This window comes from Streptomyces xinghaiensis S187, assembly GCF_000220705.2.
In the GTDB taxonomy this organism is placed as follows: domain Bacteria; phylum Actinomycetota; class Actinomycetes; order Streptomycetales; family Streptomycetaceae; genus Streptomyces; species Streptomyces xinghaiensis.
On the sequence record NZ_CP023202.1, the window covers coordinates 2,398,183 to 2,422,048 of the forward strand.

The following is a 23,866-nucleotide window of genomic DNA, read 5'->3' on the forward strand; positions in this document are numbered from 1 at the left end:
CCGACGACCGTCCACCGCCGGGGACGGCGCGCTGCCCGGCCCGGTCCGCCCCGGTGCGTCCTCCGGCCGGTCCGGACAACGGACCGGTGCCACGGCCGAAGGGCCGCTCCCGGACGGGAACGGCCCTTCGGCTGCGGTGCGCTGCCGCGCGGCGGCCGTCTCATGACGGCCGGGGAGTGACCCCTACTGCATGACGGCCATGGCCAGCGCGCGCCGGGCGCGGAGCGAGGCGCGCTCGGCCCGGCGCTGCATCCGGCGGGCCCGGGCCAGACGCACGGCCCTGCGTTCGGACTCGGCCTCCTGGATGCGCTCGTGCATATGAGCACGAGCCAGGGCTTCTGGGATGAGTTGCATTTCTCGGTTCCTGTTCTGACGCGAGTCGGTCGCGTCGGACGCCGTTCTGGCGGTGGTACGGGCGGCTGACGGCTCGTGGGCGGACGGCTTCATCGTCGGGACCTGCTTCTTCGGGTCGTGCGTGAGGGGGCGGTCGATGGTTCCCGGGGCGTTCATGCGACGACCGGGTTCTTGCGCGGGCGGCCACGGGGCCGCTTCCGCGGCACGACCACACCCTGGACGAACAGCTCGCCGCCCCAGACGCCCCACGGCTCGCGCCGGTCCTTGGCCCCGGCGAGGCAGGCCTCGCGCAGCGGGCAGGTCTGGCAGAGGGACTTGGCGTACTCGACGTCGGCGGGCGACTCGGCGAAGAACACCTCGGGGTCGTAGCTGCGGCAGGGAACGAGCTCGCCGAGACGCTCGATCTCGTCGTCGAGCACCGTGAGCCGGGTGGGCTGGGACAAGAGGACCTCCGGAGGACCAGGTGGAGAGGAGGGGGGCTGCTGCGTGCGGGACGGGGCGGGCGCTGGGCTGGGCACAGTCGGTTTCTTCCTTGTGTTCGGCCGGCCTGGTGAGCCGGGGGTGGTCGTCGATGCCGGTCGGGGCAACGAAAAGGGCCGCGGATCCCGGTTCGGGTTCCGCGGCCCTGGAAGGTGCCGACCTGATCGTGGCGATCAGGCTGGATCTCTCCAGGGTTCGTGGCCGCGGAGGCCCCGAATCGTGTGGTGCTCGGCCGCAGACGCCGCACCGTTGGCAAAGCCGCCATCGGTCCACATCTGCCGGAGGTCGGCACCCTTGGCCGCGAGGGCATAGGCCGATGCCTCTGCCGCCACTACTGCCGCCGGTGCCTTGGTCGGTCGCTGAGCGCTCGCCAGGAGGCAGCGCTCGGCGAGGCGTGCTTCGAGGGCGCCGGGCACGGCGGATCCACGGAGCACGGAGACGCCGGACAGGCAGGAGACGGGCACGTCACGACCGGCCAGTTTGGTGATGCTGATCATTGGGGCTCGCCTCCTCTCGGCGTCTCGGGGACTGGTGGGAACCAGTCCGTCGTACAAGTAGAGCACGGAACAGTGGGCCCGAAAAAGGCCCTGTCATGCCCGCGAAAGAGAACCTATGGGGAATCCGGCGGCATGCGCAAACTATTTTCCCGACGAGTTCGCATCAGCCGCCGGACCGCCCGTCCGGCGTCCCGGCGGATGGCTCCTCACCCGCGCAGAGGGCCAGGACGTCCGCCCCGTACCGGTCCAGTTTCCGCCGCCCCACACCGGAGATCACCGCCAGTTCGGCGGCATCCCCGGGCACGGCCTCGGCGATGGCCAGCAGGGTCTTGTCGGTGAAGACGCAGAAGGCCGGCTGGCCCAGCTCGCGGGCCCGCTCCGCCCGCCACTCCAGCAGCCGCTCATGGAGGCCCTCGTCCAGCTCGGAGGGGCAGTCCTCGCAGCGCATCAGTTTCATCTCGCCCGCGTCGGTGAGGGTGCGGCCGCAGACCCGGCACCGCACCGGGCCCCGCTTGCGGCGTCGCGTCGCCCCGCCCCGTTCCACCCCGCCCCCGGCGGCCGGGCCGCGCTCCGCCGCGCCCGCCGGTGCGGCGGAGCCGGGCCGCAGCCCGTCCAGGAAGCGGCTCGGCCGCCGGCCGGCGCGGCCGCCCGGTGTCCGGGACAGGGCCCAGGAGAGGGTGAGGTGGACCCGGGCCCGGGTGACGCCGACGTAGAGCAGCCGGCGTTCCTCCTCGATCTGCGCGTCGGTCGTGGCGTAGGTGATCGGCATCATGCCCTCGGTCAGGCCGACCAGGAAGACCGCGTCCCACTCCAGGCCCTTGGCCGCGTGCAGCGAGGCCAGGGTGACGCCTTCCACCGCCGGCGCGTGCTGGGCGCTGGCCCGCTCGCCCAGCTCGGCGACGAAGTCGGCGAGCGCCGCCCGCGGCCGCGCCCGGGCGAAGTCCTCGGCGAGACGCACGAGCGCGGCCAGTGACTCCCAGCGGTCGCGGACCGCCCCCGAGCCGGCCGGCGGCTCGGGGCTCCATCCCCGGGTGGAGAGCACGGCCCGCACCTGCGACGGTATGTCCGTCTCCGTGAGCGAGGGGTCGGAGGAGCCTCCGGCGCGGGCGGCGCCGCGCAGCAGCAGTCCGGCCTCCCGCACCTCCGGCCGCTCGAAGAACCGTTCCGCGCCGCGGAGCTGGTAGGGGACGCCCTGGTCGGCGAGGGCCTGCTCATAGCTCTCCGACTGGGCGTTGATGCGGTACAGCACGGCGATCTCGCCGGCGCGGACCCCGGAGTCGATCAGCTCCCGGATCCGCCGGGCGGTGCCCTCGGCCTCGGCCGGCTCGTCCGGGTACTCGGCGAACGCCGGCTCGGGGCCCGCGCCGCGCTGCGAGACGAGCTCCAGCCGGTGTTCCGCGGGACGGCCGCGGGCCTGCCCGAGCAGACCGTTGGCGAGATGGACGACCTGCGGGGTGGAGCGGTAGTCCCGGACGAGTTTGACGACGGTGGCGCGGGGGTGACGGGCGCGGAAGTCCAGCAGGTGATCCGGGGTGGCCCCGGTGAAGGAGTAGATGGTCTGGCTGGCGTCGCCGACGACGCAGAGGCTGTCCCGCTCGCCCAGCCACAGGTCCAGCAGCCGCTGCTGGAGCGGGCTGACGTCCTGGTACTCGTCGACCACGAAGTGCTGGTACCGGCGGCGGACCTCGTCGGCGATGTCCTGCCGGTCCTGCAGCACCCCGACCGTGAGCAGCAGGACGTCCTCGAAGTCGATGACGCCCCGGTCGCGCTTGAGGAGTTCATAGGTCTCGTAGACGCGGGCGGTCTCCGCCGGGTCCCGGGGCGGCTGGCGGCGGGCGCGGGCGACGGCCGCCGGGTAGTCCTCGGGGACCGTCTGGGTGACCTTGGCCCACTCGATCTCGCCCGTGACGTCCCGGAGTTCGCCCCGGTCCAGGCGGATACGGCAGCGGGCCGCCGCCTCGGCGACCACCTGGACCTTGCGCTCCACCAGCCGCGGCAGCGGGCCGCCGACCGCCTTCGGCCAGAAGTACTGGAGCTGCCGGAGCGCGGCGGAGTGGAACGTGCGGGCCTGGACCCCGGTGGCACCGAGCTGCCGGAGGCGGCCCCGCATCTCGCCGGCGGCCCGGTTGGTGAACGTCACCGCGAGCACGGAGCCCGGCTGGAGGATGCCCGCGCGCACCCCGTAGGCGATGCGGTGGGTGATGGCGCGGGTCTTGCCCGTACCGGCGCCGGCCAGCACGCACACCGGTCCGTGGAGGGCGGTGGCGACCTCGCGCTGTTCCGGGTCCAGCCCGGCGAGCACGGCGTCGGCGCCCTCGGGCACGGCCGGGTACTCCGACGGCGCCGCGGGGCCCGGGAAGAGCGGGGAGGGAGTGGCTGGTGTCGCTGGTGTCACCCCGCCATGCTGCCAGGTTCCCCGGAGCGGCCGGGAGGTTGTCCACAGCCGGGCCCCTCCGGTCGTACCGGTTCCCCGGCCGCCGCACCCGCCGCCCCGGTCGCTGCCCCGGCGGGCCGGGGTCCGGTGCCGGCCGCACGGCTTCACGGTGCACGGGCCAACGGCCCTCACGGAGCGCTGTTTGCGGGGTGGTGCACGGAGCCGGGAGCGGGCCCGGGTGCGCGGGCGGCGGAGGCGTCCGGTGAGGGGCGGATCACGGGCGCACGGGACGCGGCCCGGGAATGGTCGCGCACGCCGGCACGTTGCCTCCCCGTAACCAGGCGACAGCGAAGGAGCCGTAATCCATGACCGGCACGACGGGCACTGTGACGATGTACAGCACCACCTGGTGCGGCTACTGCCGCCGGCTGAAGAGCCAGATGGAGCGCGAGGGCATCGCGTACACCGAGGTCAACATCGAGAAGGACCCGGAGTCGGCGCAGTTCGTGGAGAAGGTGAACAACGGCAACCAGCTGGTGCCGACCGTGCTGTTCCCGGACGGCTCCGCGCTGCCCAACCCCTCGCTGGCCCAGGTGAAGGCCAAGCTCGGCGTCTGACGGCGCTGCGGGGGCGCGGGGGCGCGCTCGCCGCCGGTGCCCCGCCCGGGCCCGGCGCCCGCTCCCGCGGCCTCCGTACCGTCCGCTGCCCGCGGCACCCGCCTCAGCGCGGGAAGCCCGCGGGCAGCGGCTTGCCGTACCAGAGTTCGATCAGCCGGGCCGCGATGGAAATGCCCGTCGGCGGCAGCACCTCGCCGGACTCGAAGGCCGCCCGCAGCTCCTCCCGGGAGAACCAGCGCGCCTCGTGGAGCTCCTCTCCGTCCACCGTGATGTGCGGCGACGTGGCGCGGGCCAGGAAGCCGAGCATCAGGCTCGACGGGAACGGCCAGGGCTGGCTCGCCACGTAGCGGACCTCGCCGACCGCGACCCCGGCCTCCTCCGCCACCTCCCGGACCACGGCCTGCTCGATCGACTCCCCCGGTTCGACGAAGCCGGCCAGGGTGGAGAACCGCCCGGCGGGCCAGTGCACCTGGCGGCCGAGCAGCGCGCGGTCCCGGTCATCGGTCACCAGCATGATCACGGCCGGGTCGGTGCGCGGATAGTGCTCCGCGCCGCAGGCCGGGCAGCGGCGCACATGGCCCGCGGCCGCTATGACGGTGCGCTCCCCGCACCGGGAGCAGAAGCGGTGCAGCCGCTGCCAGTTCTCCAGGGCGACGGCGTGGGCCATCAGGGCCGCGTCGCGCGCGGAGAGCAGCACCCCCGCCTCCCGCAGGCCGGCCGGGCGGGCGGACTGGTCCATCCGGCCCGGCAGGGCGTCCTTCTGCAGCGCGAAGTAGCGCACGCCCTCCTCGTCCGTGCCGAGGAAGTAGCGGTGGGTCTCGGTGACCGGGGCCTCGAAGGCGGGAGTCATCACCAGCTCGGTTCGCCCGCCGGGGGTGTCGTCGATCAGCGCCTGCCCCCCGGAGACGACGAAGACCCGCGTCGTCGGATGGCTCCACGCCGCGGCGAGCCACGCCTCGTCGAAGCGGTGGTGCGCGGCCCGGTCGATGCCGCCCGGGGCGGTGAGGGGGATGTCCGGGGCGTCGGGGCGGTCGGTGGAGATGGTCACGGCTTCTTCCTGCTCCCCCGGGATGACGGTGCGGGCGGGTGCGGACGGGTGTGAGCCGGCGGCTGGGAGCCGGGTGCGGGCACGGACCGGCCACCGGAGCCGTGGGCGGCCGGCCGCTCCGGCGGGAGCCGGTGTTCTCCCTCCGCCGCACGGGCGGGCGCCGGCGTGTGCCGCGCCGTGACGGGCCGGGGACCGGCCGGACGCGGTCCGGGACCGGCAGGTGGAACGGGTCCGCCGGCGCGGTACGGCGCGGGCGCCGGGCGGGGCGGGCGGCTGCCGGCCGGGAGCGGGTGCGCGGCGCCCCGCCGCGGCCGCCGGACATGGCCGCGCGGTGCCCGGACGGTGCACGGACCGGGGGCACGGACGGCGCTGTCCGGGGTGACGCTCATGGTTCCGAGCCTATCCGGCCGGGTGGCGGCGGACTCCGGGCGGGCCGCGCGGCGATCCGCTCGCGGGCGGAGGGAGCCGGGCGGGGGCGGACGGCCGCCGCCGGCGGTCGGGTTCCGGCGGTCAGGGCCCGGCGTCACCGCCGTCCGCTGCCCGGGTGCCCTCACCGCTGTCCGCACGCTCCTCACCCGCGCCGCGGCGGTCACCCGTGCCGGGGCCGTGGCCGTGGCCGTCGCCGTCACCGTCTCCTCCGCCGTGGCCGTCGCCGTCTCCTCCGCCGTTGCCGTCTCCGCTGTCACCGTCTCCGCCGTCCTCGTCGCGGTCACTGCCGCTCCCGCCCAGGAGGATGTCCTCCAGGGCCCTCCGGTCCGGCATGTTCCGGGGGCGGACCACCTCGCCGCTGCGGACGTACAGGAACGCCGCCGTGACCGACGACAGCGGAACCCCCGTCTGCTCGGCCCAGGCGAGCCGGTAGACGGCGAGCTGGAGCGGGTCGGCGGAGTGGGAGCGGCCGGTCTTCCAGTCCACGATCTCGAACACGTCTCCGTCCGGGCCGCGCTCCCGGTACACCGCGTCGATGCGGCCCCGGATGACCCGGCCCGCGAGTGTGATCTGGACCGGCGCCTCGACGCGGAACGGCGTGCGGCGCGCGTAGGGAGTGCGGTCGAACGCCTCCTTCAGCGCTGCCAGATCGCGCTCGTCCGCGATCTCCTGCCCCGCCGCGCCCTCGTCGTCGAAGCCACCGGGGAGCTCCTCCGGCCCGAGCAGGGGCAGCGGCAGTTCCTCGAACCGCGACTCGACCCAGGCGTGGAAACGGGTGCCCCGCCGGGCGGCGGGCTGCGGCGGGCGCGGCATCGGCCGGGCCAGCTCACGCGCGAAGCCGCCCGGGTCCGCGGCGAGGCGCAGCAGCTGGGAGGTGCTCAGCGTGCGGGGAACGGGCACCTCGCGCACGGCCTCGCGGGCGCGGCGCAGCTCGCCCGCGAGCGCGTCCAGATCCCGGTCCCATGACGCGACGGTGCGGGCCTCCTCGGGGATGAGCCGTCCGGCGGCGGGCTCCGCGTCCGGGTCCGGGAGCGGGTCCGTCTCCGCGGTGCGCTCACGTCCGCCCGGAACCCGGGGCCGGGCCGGGACGGCACCGGGGCGGCCGGGGTGCGGAGGGACGGAGCCGGGCTCCGTGGTGTCCGGCTCACGCGGGTGCTCCCCGGCTCCGTCGCGCTCCCGCGCGGGGTCGGGTACGGCGCCGTGGGCGTCGGCACCGCCGGGAGCTCCGCCGGGCGCACCGTCGCGGGGCCGGCGGCCCGGTGCCGCCGGGGTCTCTCCGTGCTCCGGCCGGTCCCGGGGCGCGGGCCGTGCGGGTGCACCGCTGCCGGGGATGAACGGATCGCTGCCGTCCTCGTCCTCCGGCGGGGGCGGCCAGTCCGGATCCCGGGGCGGTTCCGTGTCCCGGAGCTCCGGTCCCCAGAGCAGGCCCGGGGGCACCTCCGCGCCCGGCGCATCCGCACCCGGCACCTCCGCACCGGTCACTTCGCCGCCGGTTCCCGCCGCGTTCCCCGGCTCAGCGTGCCGCTCCGGCCCGACGGCGTCCGCCGGATGCGGCAGGGCCTCGGTCCCGGGCACACCGGGGCCGCCGACCCCGGCGGGACCTGCGTCCGTCTCCCCGGGCAGCCCGCGCTCTCCCGGGACGATCCGGTCCAGGTGGGCCATGACGCGCTCCGCCGCCCTCCGGCGCAGCTCCAGGGCCGCCGGGTCGAGCGGCAGCGGCCAGGGCTGTTCCTCGGCGGCCTCCCGCAGGGCCGGGTTCTCCTCGCCCTCCGCGGGCGGCTCGGCCCAGACGTCGATCTCCCCGTGCCCCGCCTCGCAGTGCCCGCGCAGTTCTTCGAGGAACGCGGAGGGGCCGCGGGGCCGCTTCTGCGACGGCCCCCACCAGTGGCCCGAGGCGAGCAGCAGCGACCGCGGGCGGGTGAACGTCACATAGCCGAGCCGCAGTTCCTCGGTCGCCTGGTGTTCCTTCATCGCGGCCCGGAAGGTGTTGATCCCCTCCCCCGTCCACGCGGTGACGTCCGGCAGGGTGCCGGCGTCACCGCGCAGGGCGTGCGGCACGACCTTGGCCCGGGAGGTCCAGGAGTCGCGCGGCTGTGCGCTGGGGAACTGCTTGGCGACCAGGCCCGGTACGGCGACGACGTCCCACTCCAGCCCCTTGGACTTGTGCGCGGTGAGGACCTTGACCGTGTTGTCCCCGCCGGGCAGGGCGTTGTCGAGGCCCTTCTCGTGCTGCACGGCGGTGCGCAGGAAGCCGAGGAAGGCCAGCAGGCCGGCCTCTCCGTCGAGTGCGGCGAAGGAGGCGGCGACGTCCAGGAAGTTGCCGAGCGTCTCGCGGCGGCGGGCGGCGAGCGCGTGCGGCGAGGCGGAGAGCTCGACCTCCAGGCCGGTGGTGGCCAGCACCCGGTGGAGGACGTCCATCAGCGGATCGGCGAGCGAGCGCCGCAGCTCGCGCAGCTCGGCCGCGAACCGGGCGAACCGGACCCGGGCCGCGGCGGAGAACGGCAGTCCGTCGTCGGAGCGTTCGGGCCGGCCGGACGGGCCGGAACGTCCCGCCCCGTCCGGGACGAGGAAGGTGTCGAGGGCGTCGGCGAGCGAGACCGTCTCGGCGGGGTCGGTGCCCTCGACGGCCTCGGCCAGCCGCCGGTCCGGGTCGTCACCGGCGTCGCCGCCTCGCCGGGAGCGGACGAGGAGACGGGCGCGGCGGCCGAGCAGTGCCAGGTCGCGCGGGCCGATCCGCCAGCGCGGTCCGGTCAGCAGCCGGACCAGCGCGGCGTTGGCCGTCGGGTCCTGCAGCACCTCGCAGACGGCGACCAGGTCGGCGACCTCGGGCAGGTGCAGCAGCCCGGAGAGGCCGACGACCTCCACCGGGACGTCCCGTTCGACGAGCGCGCCCTGAATGCGGGCGAAGTCGCCGGCCGTGCGGCAGAGCACGGCGATCTCGCCCGGCGGGGTGCCGGTGCGGACCAGGTGGGCGAGGGAGTCGGCCAGCCAGGCCAGCTCCCCGGCGTGGGTCGGGAGCAGCGCGCAGCGCACGCCGCCGTCCCGCTCGGCTCCGGGCGCGGGGCGCAGCGCCTCGACGCCCTCGTGCATCTCGCGCAGCGGGGCGGCGAGCCGGTTGGCGAGGTCGAGGAGGCGGCCGCCGCTGCGGCGGTTCTCGCTGAGCGCCTGGCGGCGGGCGGGGCGGCCGGCCGCGTCCGGGAAGTGCCGGGGGAAGTCGTCGAGGTTGGCGACGGACGCGCCGCGCCAGCCGTAGATGGCCTGGCAGGGATCGCCGACCGCGGTGACGGCGTGGCCGGTGCCGCCGCCGAACAGCCCGGAGAGCAGGATGCGCTGGGCCACGGAGGTGTCCTGGTACTCGTCCAGGAGGACGACCTCGAACTGCTCGCGGAGGATGCGGCCGACCTCGGGGCGGGTACGGGCGAGGGTCGCGGAGAACGCGATCTGGTCGCCGAAGTCGAGCAGGTCGCGGTGGCGCTTCTCCTCGCGGTAGGCGCTCACGAGTTCGAGGAGTTCCAGCCGGGCGCGGGCGGCTTCGGGGACCTTCCGCAGCTCGGCGTTGCTCAGCCGGGCCCCGTCCAGCTCGCGCAGCAGCGCGGTGTCGTGCGCGCGCAGCCGCTCGGGCTCCACGAGGTGCTCGGCGAGTTCCGCGTCCAGCGCGAGCAGGTCCTCGACCAGGGCCGGGAGGGACTTGGTGAGGGCCGGGTACGGGCCGGGGGCGGTGCGGAGCACGCGCGCGGCGAGCTGGAAGCGGGTGGCGTCGGCGAGCAGCCGGGCGGTGGGTTCGAGGCCGATGCGCAGGCCGTGTTCCTTGAGGAGCTGCCCGGCGAACGCGTGGTAGGTGGAGATCTGCGGTTCACCGGACGGCTCGTCGCCGGCCGGGGCTCCGTCCGGGGCTCCGGGGGGACCGGGCTCGCCACCGGCCCGGACGCGCTCCCGCCCCTCGCCGCGCGGCCGCGGCAGCGCTCCGGGGCCGGGGCCCGGACCGGGAGCGGGGTCCGGGTCGGTGATCCCGGCGGCCGCGAGGGCCCTGCGGACCCGCTCGGTGAGTTCTCCGGCCGCCTTGTTGGTGAAGGTCAGGCCCAGCACCCGTTCCGGCGCGACCTGTCCGGTGCCGACCAGCCAGACGACGCGGGCGGCCATCACGGTGGTCTTCCCCGAGCCGGCCCCGGCCACGATCACCTGCGGGGCGGGCGGCGCCGTGATGCAGGCCGTCTGCTCCGGGGTGAAGGGGATGCCGAGGAGCTCCTTGAGCTGCTCGGGGTCGGTGATGCGTGCTGCCACCCGAGTGAGGCTAGCGGTGCCCGCCGACAGCCGTGGCCGCGGCGGCTTCAGCGGCGGGCCCGGAGCCCTGGTGCCCTGGGGGCGGAGGGCGACGGGGCCGGGACCCCGCGGACGGCCCGCGCCGGTCCCGGCAGCCTAGCCGTCGCGGGCGGGCCCCGGCCGCCGTTTCCGCGGTACCGGCCTCAGTCCACGACGTGCCGGCCCTCGGGCCGGGCGGAGCACGAGTTCTGGAAGGCGCAGTGCCCGCAGTGCTGCCCGGTGCTGGGGGTGAAGCGCTCGTCCAGGACCCGGCCGGCCGCGTCGGCGAGCAGCCCGCTCACCCACTCCGCCGGTTCGCCGGCCTCCGTCACCGGCGGCTCCTGCGCCTGGACGGCGGGCAGGGCGTCACCGCCCTCCTTCTTGGGCGCCCCCAGCCGCAGATGGACGAGCTCGGCGCCGCCCGCCTCGGGGGTGCGGCCCCCGAAGACCTCGTCCAGCGCACCCTCGCGCACCGCGAGCTGGTAGACGGCCAGCTGCGGATGGCGGGCCACCTCCGGGCCGGCCGGCTTGGACTTGCCCGTCTTGAAGTCGACGACGTAGGCGCGTCCCTCGGCGTCCGCCTCGACCCGGTCCATGCTGCCCCGGATGCGGACGGCGTGGTCGCCGGCCTCCAGCGTCACGTCGAAGCCGTGTTCGCCCGCGACCGGGGTACGGGCGCCGCGGTCCAGGACGTGCCAGCTGAGGAAGCGCTCCAGCGCCGCACGCGCGTTCTCCTTCTCCTGGCGGGACTTCCAGGGGGCGTCGAAGGCGAGGGAGTCCCAGACGGAGTCCAGCCGCTCCATGAGGACGTCCAGATCGGCGGGGGTGCGGCCGGAGGCCACCTCGTCGGCGAGCACATGGACGACGTTGCCGAAGCCCTGCGCGGCGGTCGACGGCTTGTCCGCCCTGACCTCCCGCCCCAGGAACCACTGGAGTGAACAGGTGTTCACCAGTTGGTCGAGCGCGCTGCCGGAGAGGGCGACGGGCTGGTCCCGGTCGCGCAGCGGGACCCGGTTGTGCGTCGGCTCGTACAGGCCCCACCAGCGGGTGGGGTCCGCGGTGGGCACGAGCGGCCGGCCGTCCTCGTCCCGCAGTGCGGCCAGCCGGGCCAGCCGCTCGGCCGCCGCCTCGCGCAGCGCCGGTGAGGCGGCGGGATCGACGGTGGTGGCCCGCAGCTCGGCGACGAGCGCGGCCACGGACAGCGGGCGCCGCGGGCGCTGGGTGACGTCGACCGGGTCCGTGCCGAGTTCGGTGAGGAAGCGGGAGGGCTGGTCACCGTCGTCCGCCGGCGCCTTGACGGCGGTGACGACGAGCCGTTCGCGGGCCCGTGTCGCGGCGACGTAGAACAGCCGCCGCTCCTCCGCGAGCAGGGCGCCGGGGGTGAGCGGTTCGGCGATGCCGTCCCGGCCGATCCGGTCGGCCTCCAGCAGCGAGCCGCGGCGGCGCAGATCGGGCCAGAGCCCCTCCTGCACCCCGGCGACGATCACGAGCTGCCACTCCAGGCCCTTGGACCGGTGCGCCGTCATCAGCCGGACGGCGTCGGGCCGGACGGTGCGGCCGGAGAGCGTGTCGGCGGCGATGTCCTGGGCGTCGAGCTCCTCCAGGAAGTTGAGGGCGCCCCGGCCGCCGACGCGCTCCTCGGCGCGCGCGGCGGTCTCGAACAGCGCGCAGACGGCGTCCAGATCGCGGTCCGCGTTGCGCCCGGCCGCGCCGCCGCGCAGGGCGGCCCGCTCCAGCCGCGACGGCCAGGGGGTGCCGTCCCACAGCTCCCAGAGCGCCTGTTCGGCGGTGCCGCCGCCGGCCAGCAGCTCGCGCGCCTTGCGCAGCAGCGTGCCGAGCCGCTGCGCGCCCCGCGCGTACGCCGGGTCGTGCGCGACGAGCCGCTCCGGTTCGGCGAGGGCCTCGGCGAGCAGGACGTCGGACGGGCGCGGCAGCGGGTTGCCCGCCGCACGCTCCTCCTCGCGCAGGGCCCGGCCGAGCCGCCGGAGGTCCGTGCTGTCCATGCCACCCAGCGGGGAGGTGAGCAGGGTGAGGGCGGTCTCGGTGTCGAGCCGGGCGGCCCACGGCTCGGGCTGGAACCCCGGCTCCGGCTCCGGTTCCGGGCCCGCCCCGGCCGCCCGGGTCCCGGCCTCCGGCGCCGCCACAGGGGCCTGCCCGGCTTCCGTCCGGGCTCCCGCTCCGTCCTCCGCGCCGGCTCTGTCCTCCGCCCCGGCCGGGACGCCGCCGCCCGTCCCGCGGCCCGCGGGCTCCCGCCGGCCGGGGAGCGCGGCCGTCGCCGCCGCGCGCAGCGCCGTCAGCAGCGGTGCCACCGCCGGTTCGTGGCGCAGCGGCAGATCGTCGCCGTCGACCTCCACGGGGACGCCTGCCGAGGTGAGCGCCCGGCGCACGCCCGGGATGGAGCGCCCCCCGGCGCGCACCAGGACGGCCATGTCGCTCCACCGCACGCCGTCCTCCAGGTGTGCGCGGCGCAGCATGTCGGCGATGTTGTCCAGCTCGGCGCCCGCCGTCGGATAGGTGAAGACCTCGGCCCGGCCGCCGTCCCGTACCGGTACGAGCTCCCGGTGGGCGCGGACGACGTCGGCGGGCAGCCGGGGCAGCGGCATCCGGCGGGTGACGAGGCGGCTCGCCGCGAGCAGGGCGGCACCGGACCGCCGGGAGGTGCGCAGCACGCGCACCGGCGCGGGCCGGCCGTCGGCCCGGGGGAAGGCGTGCGGGAAGCCGAGGATGCCGTTCACGTCGGCGCCGCGGAAGGCGTAGATCGACTGGTCGGGGTCGCCGAAGGCCACCAGGGAGCGGCCCCGGCCCGCCAGCGCGTGCAGCAGCCGGACCTGCGCCGCGTCGGTGTCCTGGTACTCGTCGACCAGCACCACGTCGTAGCGCCCGGCGATCTCGGCGGCGACCTCGGGACGTTCGGCGAGCAGCACGGCCCGGTGCACCAGTTCGGCGTAGTCGAGCACGCCCTGCGCGTCGAGCACGTCGAGGTACTCCGCGAGGAAGGAGGCCGCGGCGCCCCAGTCGGGCCGTCCGGTCCGGGCCGCGAAGGCGCCCAGCGCTCCGGGGCCCAGGCCGAGTTCCCGGCTGCGGGCCAGGACGGCGCGGACCTCGTCGGCGAAGCCGCGGGTGGTCAGGCAGGCGCGGAGGTCGTCCGGCCAGCGCACCGCACCGCGCCCCCCGCGCTCCAGTTCGGTCTGCCCGGCGAGGAGCTCGCGGACGACGACGTCCTGCTCGGGGCCGGACAGCAGCCGCAGGGGATCGGCGAAGAGATCGGCGTCCTGGTGCGCCCGCACCAGCGCGTAGCAGTACGAGTGGAAGGTGGTGGCCTGTGGTCCGCGTCCGCCGAGCCGGGCGGCCATCCGGTCGCGCAGTTCGACGGCGGCCTTGCGGCTGAAGGTGAGGACGAGGACGCGCGCCGGGTCGGTGCCGCGGCGCACCCGCTCGGCGACGGTCTCCACGAGGGTGGTGGTCTTGCCGGTGCCGGGCCCGGCGAGCACGAGCAGCGGTCCCCCGCCGTGCTCAACCACGGCGCGCTGGTCCGCGTCCAGGACAGGAGGGGCCACCGGCCCGGGCGGGGTCCGCACGAGCCGGTACGGACCCGCCGGCTGCTGCCGTACCCGCGGGTGCGGGGAGAGGGACGGGAGGGAGGTGCTCACGTGGGTCGCCGGTCCTGGTGGGTGTGCTGGTCGCCGTGTGCCGGAGGGCGCCCGGTGACGGCCGGGTGTGACGGTGGTGCGCGGGTGCCGCCCGTCCGCGGCGGCGGGGGCACCCCGCTCATGGAAGCACGGGGCGCCGCGCGGCACACCGGTCCGTCCGGGGCCCGGGGGGAACGCGCGGGCGGCTCACGGGGAAAACCCGCGGGCGTTTCACGGGCCGGATGACGGATGCTGTCCGATGTGATCCCCCGCCCCGGCACCGCGCTCCGCGCCGCCCCCCGCACCGCGCGGTGCGGCGCCGTCCCCCGCTGCCGCCGCGCCGGTGCCGCCGTCCCAGCGGGCGGCCGCCAGGTCGATGCGCGGGGTCCGGCCGGAGCCGCCCCGGGGCTGCCGCAGGGGGGTGCCCTCGGCGCGGTAGTGGTCGAGGGCCCGTCTCTCGTGCCCGGGCAGCAGCGCTCCGTCGGCGCGCACCACGCGCCACCACGGGACGGCGCCGCCGTAGAGCGCCATGACCCGGCCCACCTGCCGGGGACCGGCCTCGCCGAGCCACTCGGCCACGTCGCCGTACGTCATCACGCGGCCGGGCGGGATCAGTTCGGCCGTCGCCAGCACCCGCTCCGCGTACTCGGGCAGGTCCCCCGGTCCCTCCGGGGTGCTCTCTCCACTCATCCGGCCCATCCTGCACCACGGCGCCGACACCGTCCCGGTGCGGCCGCCGACCCGGTCCCGGGCGGCGCGCCGAGGGGCGTGCGTGGGATTTCCCACGCCTCCGAAATGCGCCCTCCTGCCCCTCGACCGGGCGCAACCGTGACACCATCTTCCGGGCGGTGACTGGTGATACGAGACCAAGAAGAGACGGCAGAGCAGCGGAACGGCCGCGGCCCCGAGGGGGCCGGCAGCTCCGCCGCGCCGCCGCGCCCGGACATCCCCGCCGGTCACACCGCCGCCGACGGCTCCCCCGGTGACGGCGCGGCCGGCGGCGAGCGCGCCGACTCCGGCGCCACCCCCGCGGGGCGGCGCGCCGAGGAGCACACCGACCCCGTCTCCGGGGACGAGCCGCTGCTGCCCGCCCGTGTACACCGCCCGCCCGACCTCGTACGGCTGCTGCTCGGCGTGCTCGGCATCGCCGTGGTCCTGGCCGTCGCCGCCTTCGCCCACGGCACGACCGAGGGCCTGGAGAAGGACATCGGCAAGGGCACCGGCCAGGCGCCCACCCTCCTGATCAACTTCGCCGGTCTGGCCTCCAGCGTCACCGTGCTGATCGTGCCGGTGGCCTTCGCCATCGAACGGCTCGCCAAGCGCGACGGGCTGCGCATCGCCGACGGTGTGCTGGCGGCCGTCCTCGCCCACGGCCTCGCGCTCCTCACCGACCTGTGGGTGGCCGAGTCGGCCCCCGGCTCCATTCGCGACGCGCTCACCCAGCAGGCGCCCAGCGGCGATGTGACCGACCCGGTGCACGGCTATCTGGCGCCCGTCATCGCCTATATGACGGCGGTCGGGATGGCCCGGCGGCCCCGCTGGCGGGTGGTGCTCTGGTTCGTCCTGCTGCTCGACTCGCTGGCGGTGCTCGTCGGCGGCTTCTCGACCCCGTTCTCGATCGTCGTCACCGTGCTGCTGGGCTGGACCGTCGCCTACGGCACGCTCTACGCCGTCGGTTCACCGAACGTACGGCCGACCGGGCAGACGCTGCTGGCCGGTCTGCGCCGCGTCGGCTTCACCCCCGTCCGCGCCATGCGCACCGAGGACGACCAGGAGGCGGAGCGGCAGGACCGCGGCCGCAGCTACCTCGTCACCCTGGAGGACGGCCCGCCCCTCGACGTCACCGTCGTCGACCGCGAACAGCAGGCGCAGGGCTTCTTCTACCGGGTCTGGCGCCGGATGGCCCTGCGCGGCATCACCCAGCGCCGCAGCCTCCAGTCGCTCCGCCAGGCACTGGAACAGGAGGCGCTGCTCGCCTACGCCGCCATCGCGGCCGGCGCCAACGCGCCCCGGCTGATCGCCACCTCGGAGCTCGGCCCGGACGCCGTGATGCTCGTCTACGAGCACACCGGCGGCCGCAGCCTGGACTCCCTGCCCGCGGAGGAGATCACCGACGAGCTGCTCCACGGCGCCTGGCACCAGGTGCGCGCACTCCAGTCACGGCGGATCGCCCACCGCAGACTCGTCGGCGACGCGATCCTGGTGGACCGCTCGGGCGGGGTGGTCCTCACCGACCTGCGCGGCGGCGAGATCGCCGCGAGCGACCTGGTGCTCCGCATGGACGTGGCCCAGCTGCTGACGACACTCGGGCTGCGGGTGGGCGCCGAGCGGTCGGTGAGCGCCGCGGTCGCCGTCCTCGGCCCGGACGCCGTCGCCGACAGCCTGCCGCTGCTCCAGCCGATCGCCCTCAGCCGCGCCACCCGCGCCGAACTCCGCAGACGCGCCAAGGACCGGGCGCAGCGGGAGCGGGAGGCGGCGGTGGCGGCGTCCCGGGCCCGGCACGCCGCCGCCCACGGCCCGTCCTCACTGCTGCCGGACCGCAAGGCCGTACGCGCCGAGAAGCGGGCCGTGGACGAGGCGATCGAGGAGGCCCGCGAGGAGGACCTGCTGGCGCAGATCCGGCGGCAGGTCCTGCTGATCCGCCCGCAGGCCCCGGTGGAGCCGGCCCGGCTGGAACGGATCCGGCCGCGCACCCTCGTCACCTTCATCGCGGGCGCCTTCGCCGCGTACTTCCTGCTCTCCCAGCTCACCCATGTGAGCTTCCGGGACGTCGTCGCCGAGGCCCGCTGGGGCTGGGTGGCGGCGGCCCTGCTCTTCGCGGCGCTCAGCTACCTCGGCGCCACCCTGAACCTCCTCGGCTTCGTCTCGGAGAAGGTGCCCTTCCTCCGGACGGTGATGGCCCAGGTCGCCGGCTCCTTCGTGAAGCTGGTCGCCCCGGCCGCCGTCGGCGGGGTCGCGCTCAACACCCGCTTCCTGCAGCGGGCGGGGGTGCGCCCGGGGCTCGCGGTGGCGAGCGTCGGCGCCTCGCAGCTCGTCGGCCTCGGCCTGCACATCCTGCTGCTGGCCACCTTCGGCTATCTCACCGGCACGGAGCGCACTCCGTCGCTCTCGCCCTCCCGCACGGTGATCGCCGGACTGCTGACGGCGGCGGTGCTGACGCTGATCGTCACGGCGGTGCCCGTGCTGCGGAAGTTCGTCTCCACCCGGGTCCGGTCGCTCTTCGCCGGGGTGGTGCCGCGGATGCTCGACATCATGCAGCGTCCGCAGAAGCTGCTGACCGGGATCGGCGGCACGCTGCTGATGCAGCTCGCGTTCGTCATGTGCCTGGACGCCTCGATCCGGGCGTTCGGCGGCGAGCTGAGCTACGCGAGCATCGCCGTCGTCTTCCTCGCCGGCAACGCGCTCGGCTCGGCGGCCCCGACCCCCGGCGGTGTGGGCGCGGTGGAGGCGGCGCTCACGCTGGGCCTGATCGCGGCCGGTCTGCCGAAGGAGATCGCCACCCCCGCGGTGCTGCTCTTCCGGCTGATGACGTTCTGGCTGCCGGTGCTGCCGGGATGGTTCGCCTTCACGCAGCTCACCCGCAAGGCCGCCATCTAGTGCTGTGACCGGGCCGCGGCGGCCCGCAGCCTCCCGGGGCGCGTCTCCCCCTTGCCCGCCGGGGCCCACCTCCGTACGGCCGCGCCGTGTTCGCGGCACCGCAGCTGCCGGACCGAGCCCGCCCATCACCTTGCATGTGCGAGGGAATCGTCCGTACAGTGCCGCACATGCGGTCCTACACCATCGGACGGGCGGCCCGGCTGCTCGGCGTCAGTCCCGACACCGTCCGCCGCTGGGCGGACTCCGGCCGGCTCCCCACCCGCCGGGACGGCGCCGGCAAGCGGCTGATCGAGGGCCCGGACCTGGCCGCCTTCTCCGTCGCCCTGGCCGCCGAGGGCCACCCGGGCGACGGCGAGGAGGAGCCGTACACCACCGCCCGCAACGCCTTCCCCGGGATCATCACCTCGGTGAAGACCGGCGATGTCGCCGCGCAGGTGGAGGTGCAGGCCGGTCCGCACCGCCTGGTGTCCCTGCTGACCCGGGAGGCGGTGGAGGAACTGGGTCTGGCCGTCGGGATGGAGGCGGTGGCCCGGGTGAAGTCCACCAACGTCCACATCGATCTCGTCTGAGCCACGGAGCAGCAGCCATGGATCACAGCAGCCCCGCACTCCGCGCGGTGGCCGCCGCACGGAGCTCGCCGGCCGCCCTCGCGGCCGCTCTGCTGTTCGCCTCCGCCACCGCCTGCGCCCCGGGCTCCGGCTCCGGCGGCACGGATGCGGACGGCGGTACGACGGAGCTGACGGTCCTGGCCGCCTCCTCGCTCACCGATGTGTCCGCCCGGCTCGCCACCCGCTACGAGCGGACGCACCCCGGAACCTCGGTGCGTCTCTCCTTCGCCGGTTCGCAGGAACTGGTGTCCCAGGTGCGGCAGGGGCTGCCCGCCGACGTGGTCGTCACCGCCGACGCCGCCACCATGGACGCGGTGGCGGAGGACACGGAGACCCCGGCCGTCATCGCCGGCAACGAGCTGGCCGTCGCCGTGGCCCCGGGGAACCCCGAGAACGTCCGGGGCCTCCGCGATCTGGGGCGGGACGGCCTCAAGGTCGTCCTGGCCGCCCCCGAGGTCCCGGTCGGCCGCTACAGCGAGCGGGTCCTGGACGGGGCGGGCGTCACCGTCACCCCGGTCTCCCGGGAACCGAGCACCCGAGCGGTCCTGGGCAAGGTCCGGCTGGGGGAGGCCGACGCCGGCCTCGTCTACCGCACCGACGTCATGAGCGCCGGGGACGCGGTCTCGGCCGTGGACCTGCCCGAGGGCCGGGACGCCGCCGTCTCCTATCCCGCCGCCGCGCTCAGCGGCTCCCGCCACCCCGCCGCGGCCGCCGAGTTCGTCCGCTGGCTGCGCTCGCAGCCAGCCCAGCGCCTGCTGCGCGACGCCGGGTTCACCCGGCCGTGAGCCGCACCGGAACCCCCGGGACGTCCCCCGGGAAGACCCCCGGGGAAGGCCGGGAACAGCACGGCGGGAGCTCCGGCGGCGCCACCGCCCGGCGCGCCCGGCCCGGAGCGCGGAACCGTCTCCGGCGGCCCGGAGGGCGCCCGCCACTCGCCCTCGCGCTGCCGGCCGCCCTCGCCGTCGCCTTCCTCCTCGTCCCGCTGGCCGGTGTGCTCGCCGGGACGCCCTGGACCGGACTGCCGGAACGGCTGACCCGGCCCGCCGTCCTGGAGGCGCTGGCGCTCTCCCTCGCCGTCTCCGGCTGGGCCCTGCTGCTGTCCCTCGTCCTGGGGGTGCCGCTGGCCTGGCTGCTGGCGCGCGTCCGCTTCCCCGGCCGGAGCCTGGTGCGCGTCCTGGTGATGCTGCCGATGGTCCTGCCGCCCACGGTCGCCGGTGTCGCCCTGCTCCAGGGCTACGGACGCCAGGGCCTGCTCGGCGGCCGGCTGGAGGCGTGGACCGGGCTCACCCTGTCCTTCTCGACCGCCGGGGCCGTCGTGGCGGCGGCCTTCGTCTCCCTCCCCTTCCTCGTGATCAGCCTGGAGGGGGCGCTGTCCGGCCTCCATCCGCGCTACGAGGAGACGGCCGCGTCCCTGGGCGCCTCACCGCTGCGGGTGTTCGCCACCGTGACCGTGCCGATGGTCGCGCCGGGCCTGCTCGCGGGGGCGGCGCTGTGCTGGGCACGGGCGCTCGGCGAGTTCGGGGCGACGATCACCTTCGCGGGGAACCTCCCCGGAACGACCCAGACCCTGCCCCTCCAGGTCTACCTCCTGCTCCAGGACGACCCCGAGGGCGCGACGGCGGTCTCCCTGCTGCTGCTCGCCATCGCGACGGCCGTGCTGATCGCGCTGCGCGGCCGCTGGCTGACCGGCCGGCGTCCGGCGGTCTCCGCCCCGGCCGGGGCGGACCCCTCCGCGCCTCCGCCCGGCGCGGCCGGCGGCGGCACGCGCACCCCCGCGGACGGCGGCGCGGAGGCGGGCACGGGCGGCGGTACGCGGAGCGCCCCGGGCCCGGGCCCGGGCCCGGCCCCGGAACCGCCCCCGCCCGCCGCCCCGGACGGCGGGCCCGCCCTCACCGCGGAGGTCACCGGCGCCACCCGGGTCTCCCTCGGCGTGCCCGCCGGAACGACCGTCGCCGTCGTCGGCCCCAACGGGGCGGGCAAGACGACCCTGCTGCGCGCCCTCCTCGGGCTCACCCCCCGCGCCCGGGCCGAACAGCTGTTCCTCGGCGACCGCGATGTCTCCGCACTCCCCCCGCACCGCCGCGGCATCGCCTGGGTACCGCAGGACGGCGCCCTCTTCCCGCATCTCCCGGCCCTCGCCAACACCGCCTACGGCGCCCGCGCCCAGGGCGTGGGCCGGGCGGACGCACGCCGGGAGGCCCAGCGGTGGCTCGACCGGCTCGGTGTGGGCGGGCTGGCACACCGGCGGCCCGGGGAACTCTCCGGCGGCCAGGCGCAGCGCGTCGCCCTCGCCCGGGCCCTGGCCGCACGCCCCCGGCTGCTGCTCCTGGACGAGCCGCTCGCCGCGCTCGACCAGACCACCCGGGCCGCGGTGCGCCACACCCTGCGCACCCATCTGGCCGGCTTCCCGGGCGTCTGCCTGATCGTCACGCACGATCCGGTCGAGGCGGTGTCGCTCGCCGGACGGGTGCTCGTCCTGGAGGAGGGCCGGGCCGTGCAGTACGCGGCACCGCCGGAGGTCTCCCGCCATCCGCGGTCCCCGTGGGTGGCGCGGATGCTCGGCCGGAACGCGTGGCCCGGCACCACCGCGGCGGCGGACGGCGCGGCCGGTGCGGCCGGTGTCCTGCACCTCGACGGCGGCGGACGCCTGGTCGCCGCCGACCCGCTGCCGCCGGCGGGCAGCCGGGTGCTGGCCGTGGTGGGTCCCGAGGCCGTGTCCCTCCACACCCGGCGGCCGTCCGGCAGTCCGCGCAACGTCTGGCGGGGCACGGTACGGGAGATCAGCGCGCAGGGCGGGCGGCTGCGGGTGCTGATCGACGCGGAACCGGACGTCGTCGCCGAGATCACCCCGCAGGCGGCGGCCGATCTGGCACTCGGCGAGGGCTCCCCGGTCTGGGTCGGGGTCAAGGCCACAGAAGTCACTTTCGTCACCCTCTGACAGACCCAGGGCCTACGATGTTGCGTCGTCGTTCCTCTCACGTCGAGCGCCCCCGAGCCGACGGTTGCCAGGCGAAGTGGAGCCCACATGTCCAGAACCGTCCGGGCCGGGGCGCTGGCCGCCGTCGCGCTGCTGCTGGCCGCCACCACGGCCGCGTGCGGGGACAAGGAGAAGGGGAAGGAGAGCGCGCCGGGGAAGGCCGCCGTGTCCGCCTCCCCCGGCGCGGACGGCGGGGAACCGCCCGCCCTGCCCGCCGCGTTGACCGGCCAGAAGCCGCGCTGGAAGGAGTGCGGGGCACCGGCCGCGGCGCTCGGCTCCACGGGCCGGGCCCCCGGGGCCCGCTGGCAGTGCGCCACGGTCGAGGCACCGCTGGACTACGCCGACCCGGACGGCGACACCCTCGGCATCGCCCTGATCCGAGCCCGGGCCACCGGCCGAGGGGAGCGGATCGGCTCACTCCTGCTCAACTTCGGCGGCCCCGGCAACTCCGGGGTGGCCAGCCTCCCCGGCTGGGGCACCGTCTTCGACGACCTGAACTCCCGGTACGACCTGGTGGGCTTCGACCCGCGCGGCGTCGCCGGGAGTTCCGGAGTGGTCTGCCGGGACAGCGAGGCGATGGAGGCCGCAGCGTCCCGGCTCGACCACACGCCGGACGACGCGGCGGAGGAGAAGGCGTTCCTGGCCGACGCCAAGGACTTCGCGGCCGGCTGCGAGCGCCGGTCCGGCGCGGTGCTGCCCCACGTCGGCACCGAGAGCGCCGCCCGCGACCTGGACCTGCTCCGCGCGGTCCTCGGTGACGACAAGCTCCACTACCTCGGCTTCTCCTATGGAACCCGGCTCGGCGCCGTCTACGCCCACCTCTTCCCGCGGCGGGTGGGGCGGCTGGTGCTCGACGCGGTGAGCGACCCCTCCGCGGACGACGTGCGGCACGCGCGCAACCAGACCACCGGCTTCCAGCGGGCGCTGGACAACTACCTCGCCGACTGCGCCGCACAGGGCGCGGCCTGCCCGGCCGGCGGCGATCCGGCGGCCGGTGCCGAGAAGATCGCCGGACTGCTGCGCCGGCTGGACCGCGATCCGCTGCCGGCCTCCGGCGGACGCGAGCTGACCGAGTCGCTGGCCCGCACCGGCATCGTCCGCGCCCTCTACACCGAGCAGTTGTGGGAACAGCTGACCGGCGCCCTGCGGGAAGCGTTCGAAGCGGGCACCGGCAGCCGGCTGCTCGCCCTGGCCGACGCCTACAACGACCGGGACGAGAACGGCCGGTACAGCAGCCAGAGCCACTCCCAGCGGGCCATATCCTGTGCCGACTCCGCCGACCGGATGAGTCTCGGCGAGGCCCGGGACCTCCTGCCGGAGTTCCGCGAACTCTCCCCGGTCTTCGGGGAGTTCCTGGCCTGGGACCTGGCCGGCTGGTGCGCCGGCTGGCCGGTGCGGGAGGACGCGGGCCGCCCGGAGGTGAGCGCGGAGGGCGCCGATCCGATCCTGGTGATCGGCACCACCGGCGACCCGGCGACTCCCTACGAGGGCGCGAAGATCATGGCCGACGGGCTCGGCGAGGGCGTGGGCATCCATCTGACGTACGAGGGCGAGGGCCACGGCGCCTACAGCTCGGGGAACGCCTGCATGAAGAAAACCGTCGACGCCTACTTCCTCGACGGCGAGGTCCCCGAGGACGGCACGACCTGCTCCTGAGCCCCGCGCGGACAAGCGGAAGACCCCCCGTCGCACCGAGCGGTGCGCGAGGGGCCTTCCGCGGACCCGTGCCGGCCGGGCCGCCGGCACCGCCGGTCAGTAGACCGGCTTGTCCGGCTCTATCTGGTGGACCCAGCCGATCACGCCGCCGCCGACGTGGACGGCGTCCGAGAAGCCCGCGTTCTTCAGGACCGCGAGGACTTCCGCGGAGCGGACACCCGTCTTGCAGTGCAAGACGATCTTCCGGTCCTGGGGCAGGTCCTGGAGGGCGGTGCCCATCAGGAACTCGTTCTTGGGGATCAGCCGCGCGCCGGGGATCGAGACGATCTCGTACTCGTTGGGCTCCCGGACGTCGATGATGTCGATCTTCTCATCGCTGTCGATCCACTCCTTGAGCTGCGCCGGAGTGATCGTGGAGCCCGCCGCCGCCTCCTGCGCCTCCTCGGAGACGACACCGCAGAAGGCCTCGTAGTCGATGAGCTCGGTGACGGTCGGGTTCTCGCCGCAGACCGCGCAGTTCGGGTCCTTGCGGACCTTGACCTGCCGGTACGTCATCTCCAGGGCGTCATAGATCATCAGCCGGCCGAGCAGCGGCTCGCCGATGCCGGCCAGCAGCTTGATCGCCTCATTGGTCTGGATCGACCCGATCGACGCGCAGAGCACGCCGAGCACGCCGCCCTCGGCGCAGGACGGGACCATGCCCGGCGGCGGGGGCTCCGGGTAGAGGCAGCGGTAGCACGGCCCGTGCTCGCTCCAGAAGACCGAGGCCTGGCCGTCGAAGCGGTAGATCGAACCCCAGACGTACGGCTTGTTCAGCAGCACGCAGGCGTCGTTCACCAGGTAGCGGGTGGCGAAGTTGTCCGTGCCGTCCACGATCAGGTCGTACTCGGCGAAGATCTCCATCACATTGGAGCTGTCCAGCCGCTCCGCGTGGATCCGGACGTCGACGTAGGGGTTGATGCCCAGGATGGTGTCCCGGGCGGACTCCGCCTTGGGCCGGCCGATGTCGGCCTGGCTGTGGATGACCTGGCGCTGCAGGTTGGACTCGTCCACCTCGTCGAACTCGACGATGCCGAGGGTGCCCACGCCCGCGGCGGCGAGGTACATCAGGGTCGGCGAGCCCAGCCCTCCGGCCCCGACGGCCAGCACCTTGGCGTTCTTGAGCCGCTTCTGCCCGTCCATCCCGACATCCGGGATGATCAGGTGGCGGGAGTACCTGCGGACCTCGTCGACGGTGAGCTCGGCGGCCGGCTCGACCAGGGGTGGCAGCGACACGGGGACTCCGTTGGTCGTTAAGAGGA

The 23,866-nt window shown here is 75.7% G+C and carries 15 protein-coding genes; 6 read left to right on the forward strand and 9 right to left on the reverse strand.

All coding sequences use genetic code 11. The annotated features are described in order from the left end of the window. Nucleotides 1-183 precede the first annotated feature (183 nt). The 4 genes from SXIN_RS10065 to SXIN_RS10080 form a co-directional block, all read right to left on the reverse strand. A complete protein-coding gene (locus SXIN_RS10065) occupies nucleotides 184-510 on the reverse strand; it encodes a hypothetical protein (protein WP_019710151.1) in 327 nt (108 codons plus the stop codon). Continuing rightward, a complete protein-coding gene (locus tag SXIN_RS10070) occupies nucleotides 507-872 on the reverse strand; it encodes a WhiB family transcriptional regulator (RefSeq protein WP_039822418.1) in 366 nt (121 codons plus the stop codon). Before SXIN_RS10070 ends, SXIN_RS10065 begins: the two co-directional genes overlap by 4 nt. A 135-nt stretch (nucleotides 873-1,007) precedes the next feature. Further along, on the reverse strand, nucleotides 1,008-1,331 hold the full coding sequence (locus SXIN_RS10075) for a hypothetical protein (RefSeq protein WP_019710153.1): 324 nt from the start codon (nucleotides 1,329-1,331) through the stop codon (nucleotides 1,008-1,010). A 163-nt stretch (nucleotides 1,332-1,494) separates the two neighbouring features. Next, complete coding sequence (locus SXIN_RS10080; RefSeq protein WP_095756884.1) at nucleotides 1,495-3,726, reverse strand: ATP-dependent DNA helicase UvrD2; 2,232 nt, start codon at nucleotides 3,724-3,726, stop codon at nucleotides 1,495-1,497. A gap of 344 nt (nucleotides 3,727-4,070) precedes the next feature. On the opposite strand from SXIN_RS10080, the gene SXIN_RS10085 reads away from it, so the two are divergent. Then, entirely contained in the window at nucleotides 4,071-4,322 is a 252-nt protein-coding gene (locus SXIN_RS10085) for a mycoredoxin (protein WP_019710156.1), read from the forward strand. Between the two features lie 103 nt (nucleotides 4,323-4,425). On the opposite strand, the gene nudC is transcribed toward SXIN_RS10085, so the two are convergent. From nudC to SXIN_RS10105, 4 genes are all read right to left on the reverse strand, one after another. Then, nucleotides 4,426-5,370 carry an NAD(+) diphosphatase gene (nudC, locus tag SXIN_RS10090; protein WP_019706250.1) on the reverse strand — a complete coding sequence of 315 codons (945 nt, stop codon included), beginning with the start codon at nucleotides 5,368-5,370 and terminating at the stop codon, nucleotides 4,426-4,428. A 510-nt stretch (nucleotides 5,371-5,880) separates the two neighbouring features. After that, complete coding sequence (locus tag SXIN_RS10095) at nucleotides 5,881-10,080, reverse strand: ATP-dependent DNA helicase (protein WP_202859797.1); 4,200 nt, start codon at nucleotides 10,078-10,080, stop codon at nucleotides 5,881-5,883. A gap of 182 nt (nucleotides 10,081-10,262) precedes the next feature. Beyond that, on the reverse strand, nucleotides 10,263-13,748 hold the full coding sequence (locus SXIN_RS10100; protein WP_095756886.1) for an ATP-dependent helicase: 3,486 nt from the start codon (nucleotides 13,746-13,748) through the stop codon (nucleotides 10,263-10,265). Nucleotides 13,749-13,958: 210 nt separating this feature from the next. Next, on the reverse strand, nucleotides 13,959-14,417 hold the full coding sequence (locus tag SXIN_RS10105) for an MGMT family protein (protein ID WP_420341044.1): 459 nt from the start codon (nucleotides 14,415-14,417) through the stop codon (nucleotides 13,959-13,961). Between the two features lie 165 nt (nucleotides 14,418-14,582). Here SXIN_RS10105 and SXIN_RS10110 point away from each other — a divergent pair, with 165 nt between their 5' ends. The 5 genes from SXIN_RS10110 (at nucleotide 14,583) to SXIN_RS10130 (ending at nucleotide 22,565) form a co-directional block, all read left to right on the forward strand. Further along, a complete protein-coding gene (locus SXIN_RS10110; RefSeq protein ID WP_192883575.1) occupies nucleotides 14,583-17,324 on the forward strand; it encodes a lysylphosphatidylglycerol synthase transmembrane domain-containing protein in 2,742 nt (913 codons plus the stop codon). Between the two features lie 167 nt (nucleotides 17,325-17,491). Then, nucleotides 17,492-17,893, forward strand: coding sequence for a TOBE domain-containing protein (locus SXIN_RS10115; RefSeq protein ID WP_019710160.1), 402 nt, complete (start codon nucleotides 17,492-17,494; stop codon nucleotides 17,891-17,893). A 17-nt stretch (nucleotides 17,894-17,910) separates the two neighbouring features. Further along, nucleotides 17,911-18,717 (forward strand): molybdate ABC transporter substrate-binding protein, encoded by an 807-nt coding sequence (gene modA, locus SXIN_RS10120; protein ID WP_019710161.1) that lies wholly within the window; start codon nucleotides 17,911-17,913, stop codon nucleotides 18,715-18,717. Between the two features lie 158 nt (nucleotides 18,718-18,875). Then, nucleotides 18,876-20,870 carry an ABC transporter permease gene (locus SXIN_RS10125; protein ID WP_238153949.1) on the forward strand — a complete coding sequence of 665 codons (1,995 nt, stop codon included), beginning with the start codon at nucleotides 18,876-18,878 and terminating at the stop codon, nucleotides 20,868-20,870. A gap of 87 nt (nucleotides 20,871-20,957) precedes the next feature. Continuing rightward, the gene (locus SXIN_RS10130; protein ID WP_095756889.1) at nucleotides 20,958-22,565 is read left to right on the forward strand and encodes an alpha/beta hydrolase; all 1,608 of its coding nucleotides are present in this window, start codon (nucleotides 20,958-20,960) and stop codon (nucleotides 22,563-22,565) included. 96 nt (nucleotides 22,566-22,661) lie between these two features. Here SXIN_RS10130 and moeZ read toward each other — a convergent pair whose 3' ends face one another. Then, entirely contained in the window at nucleotides 22,662-23,840 is a 1,179-nt protein-coding gene (moeZ, locus tag SXIN_RS10135; protein WP_019710163.1) for an adenylyltransferase/sulfurtransferase MoeZ, read from the reverse strand. Between the last annotated feature and the right edge of the window lie 26 nt (nucleotides 23,841-23,866).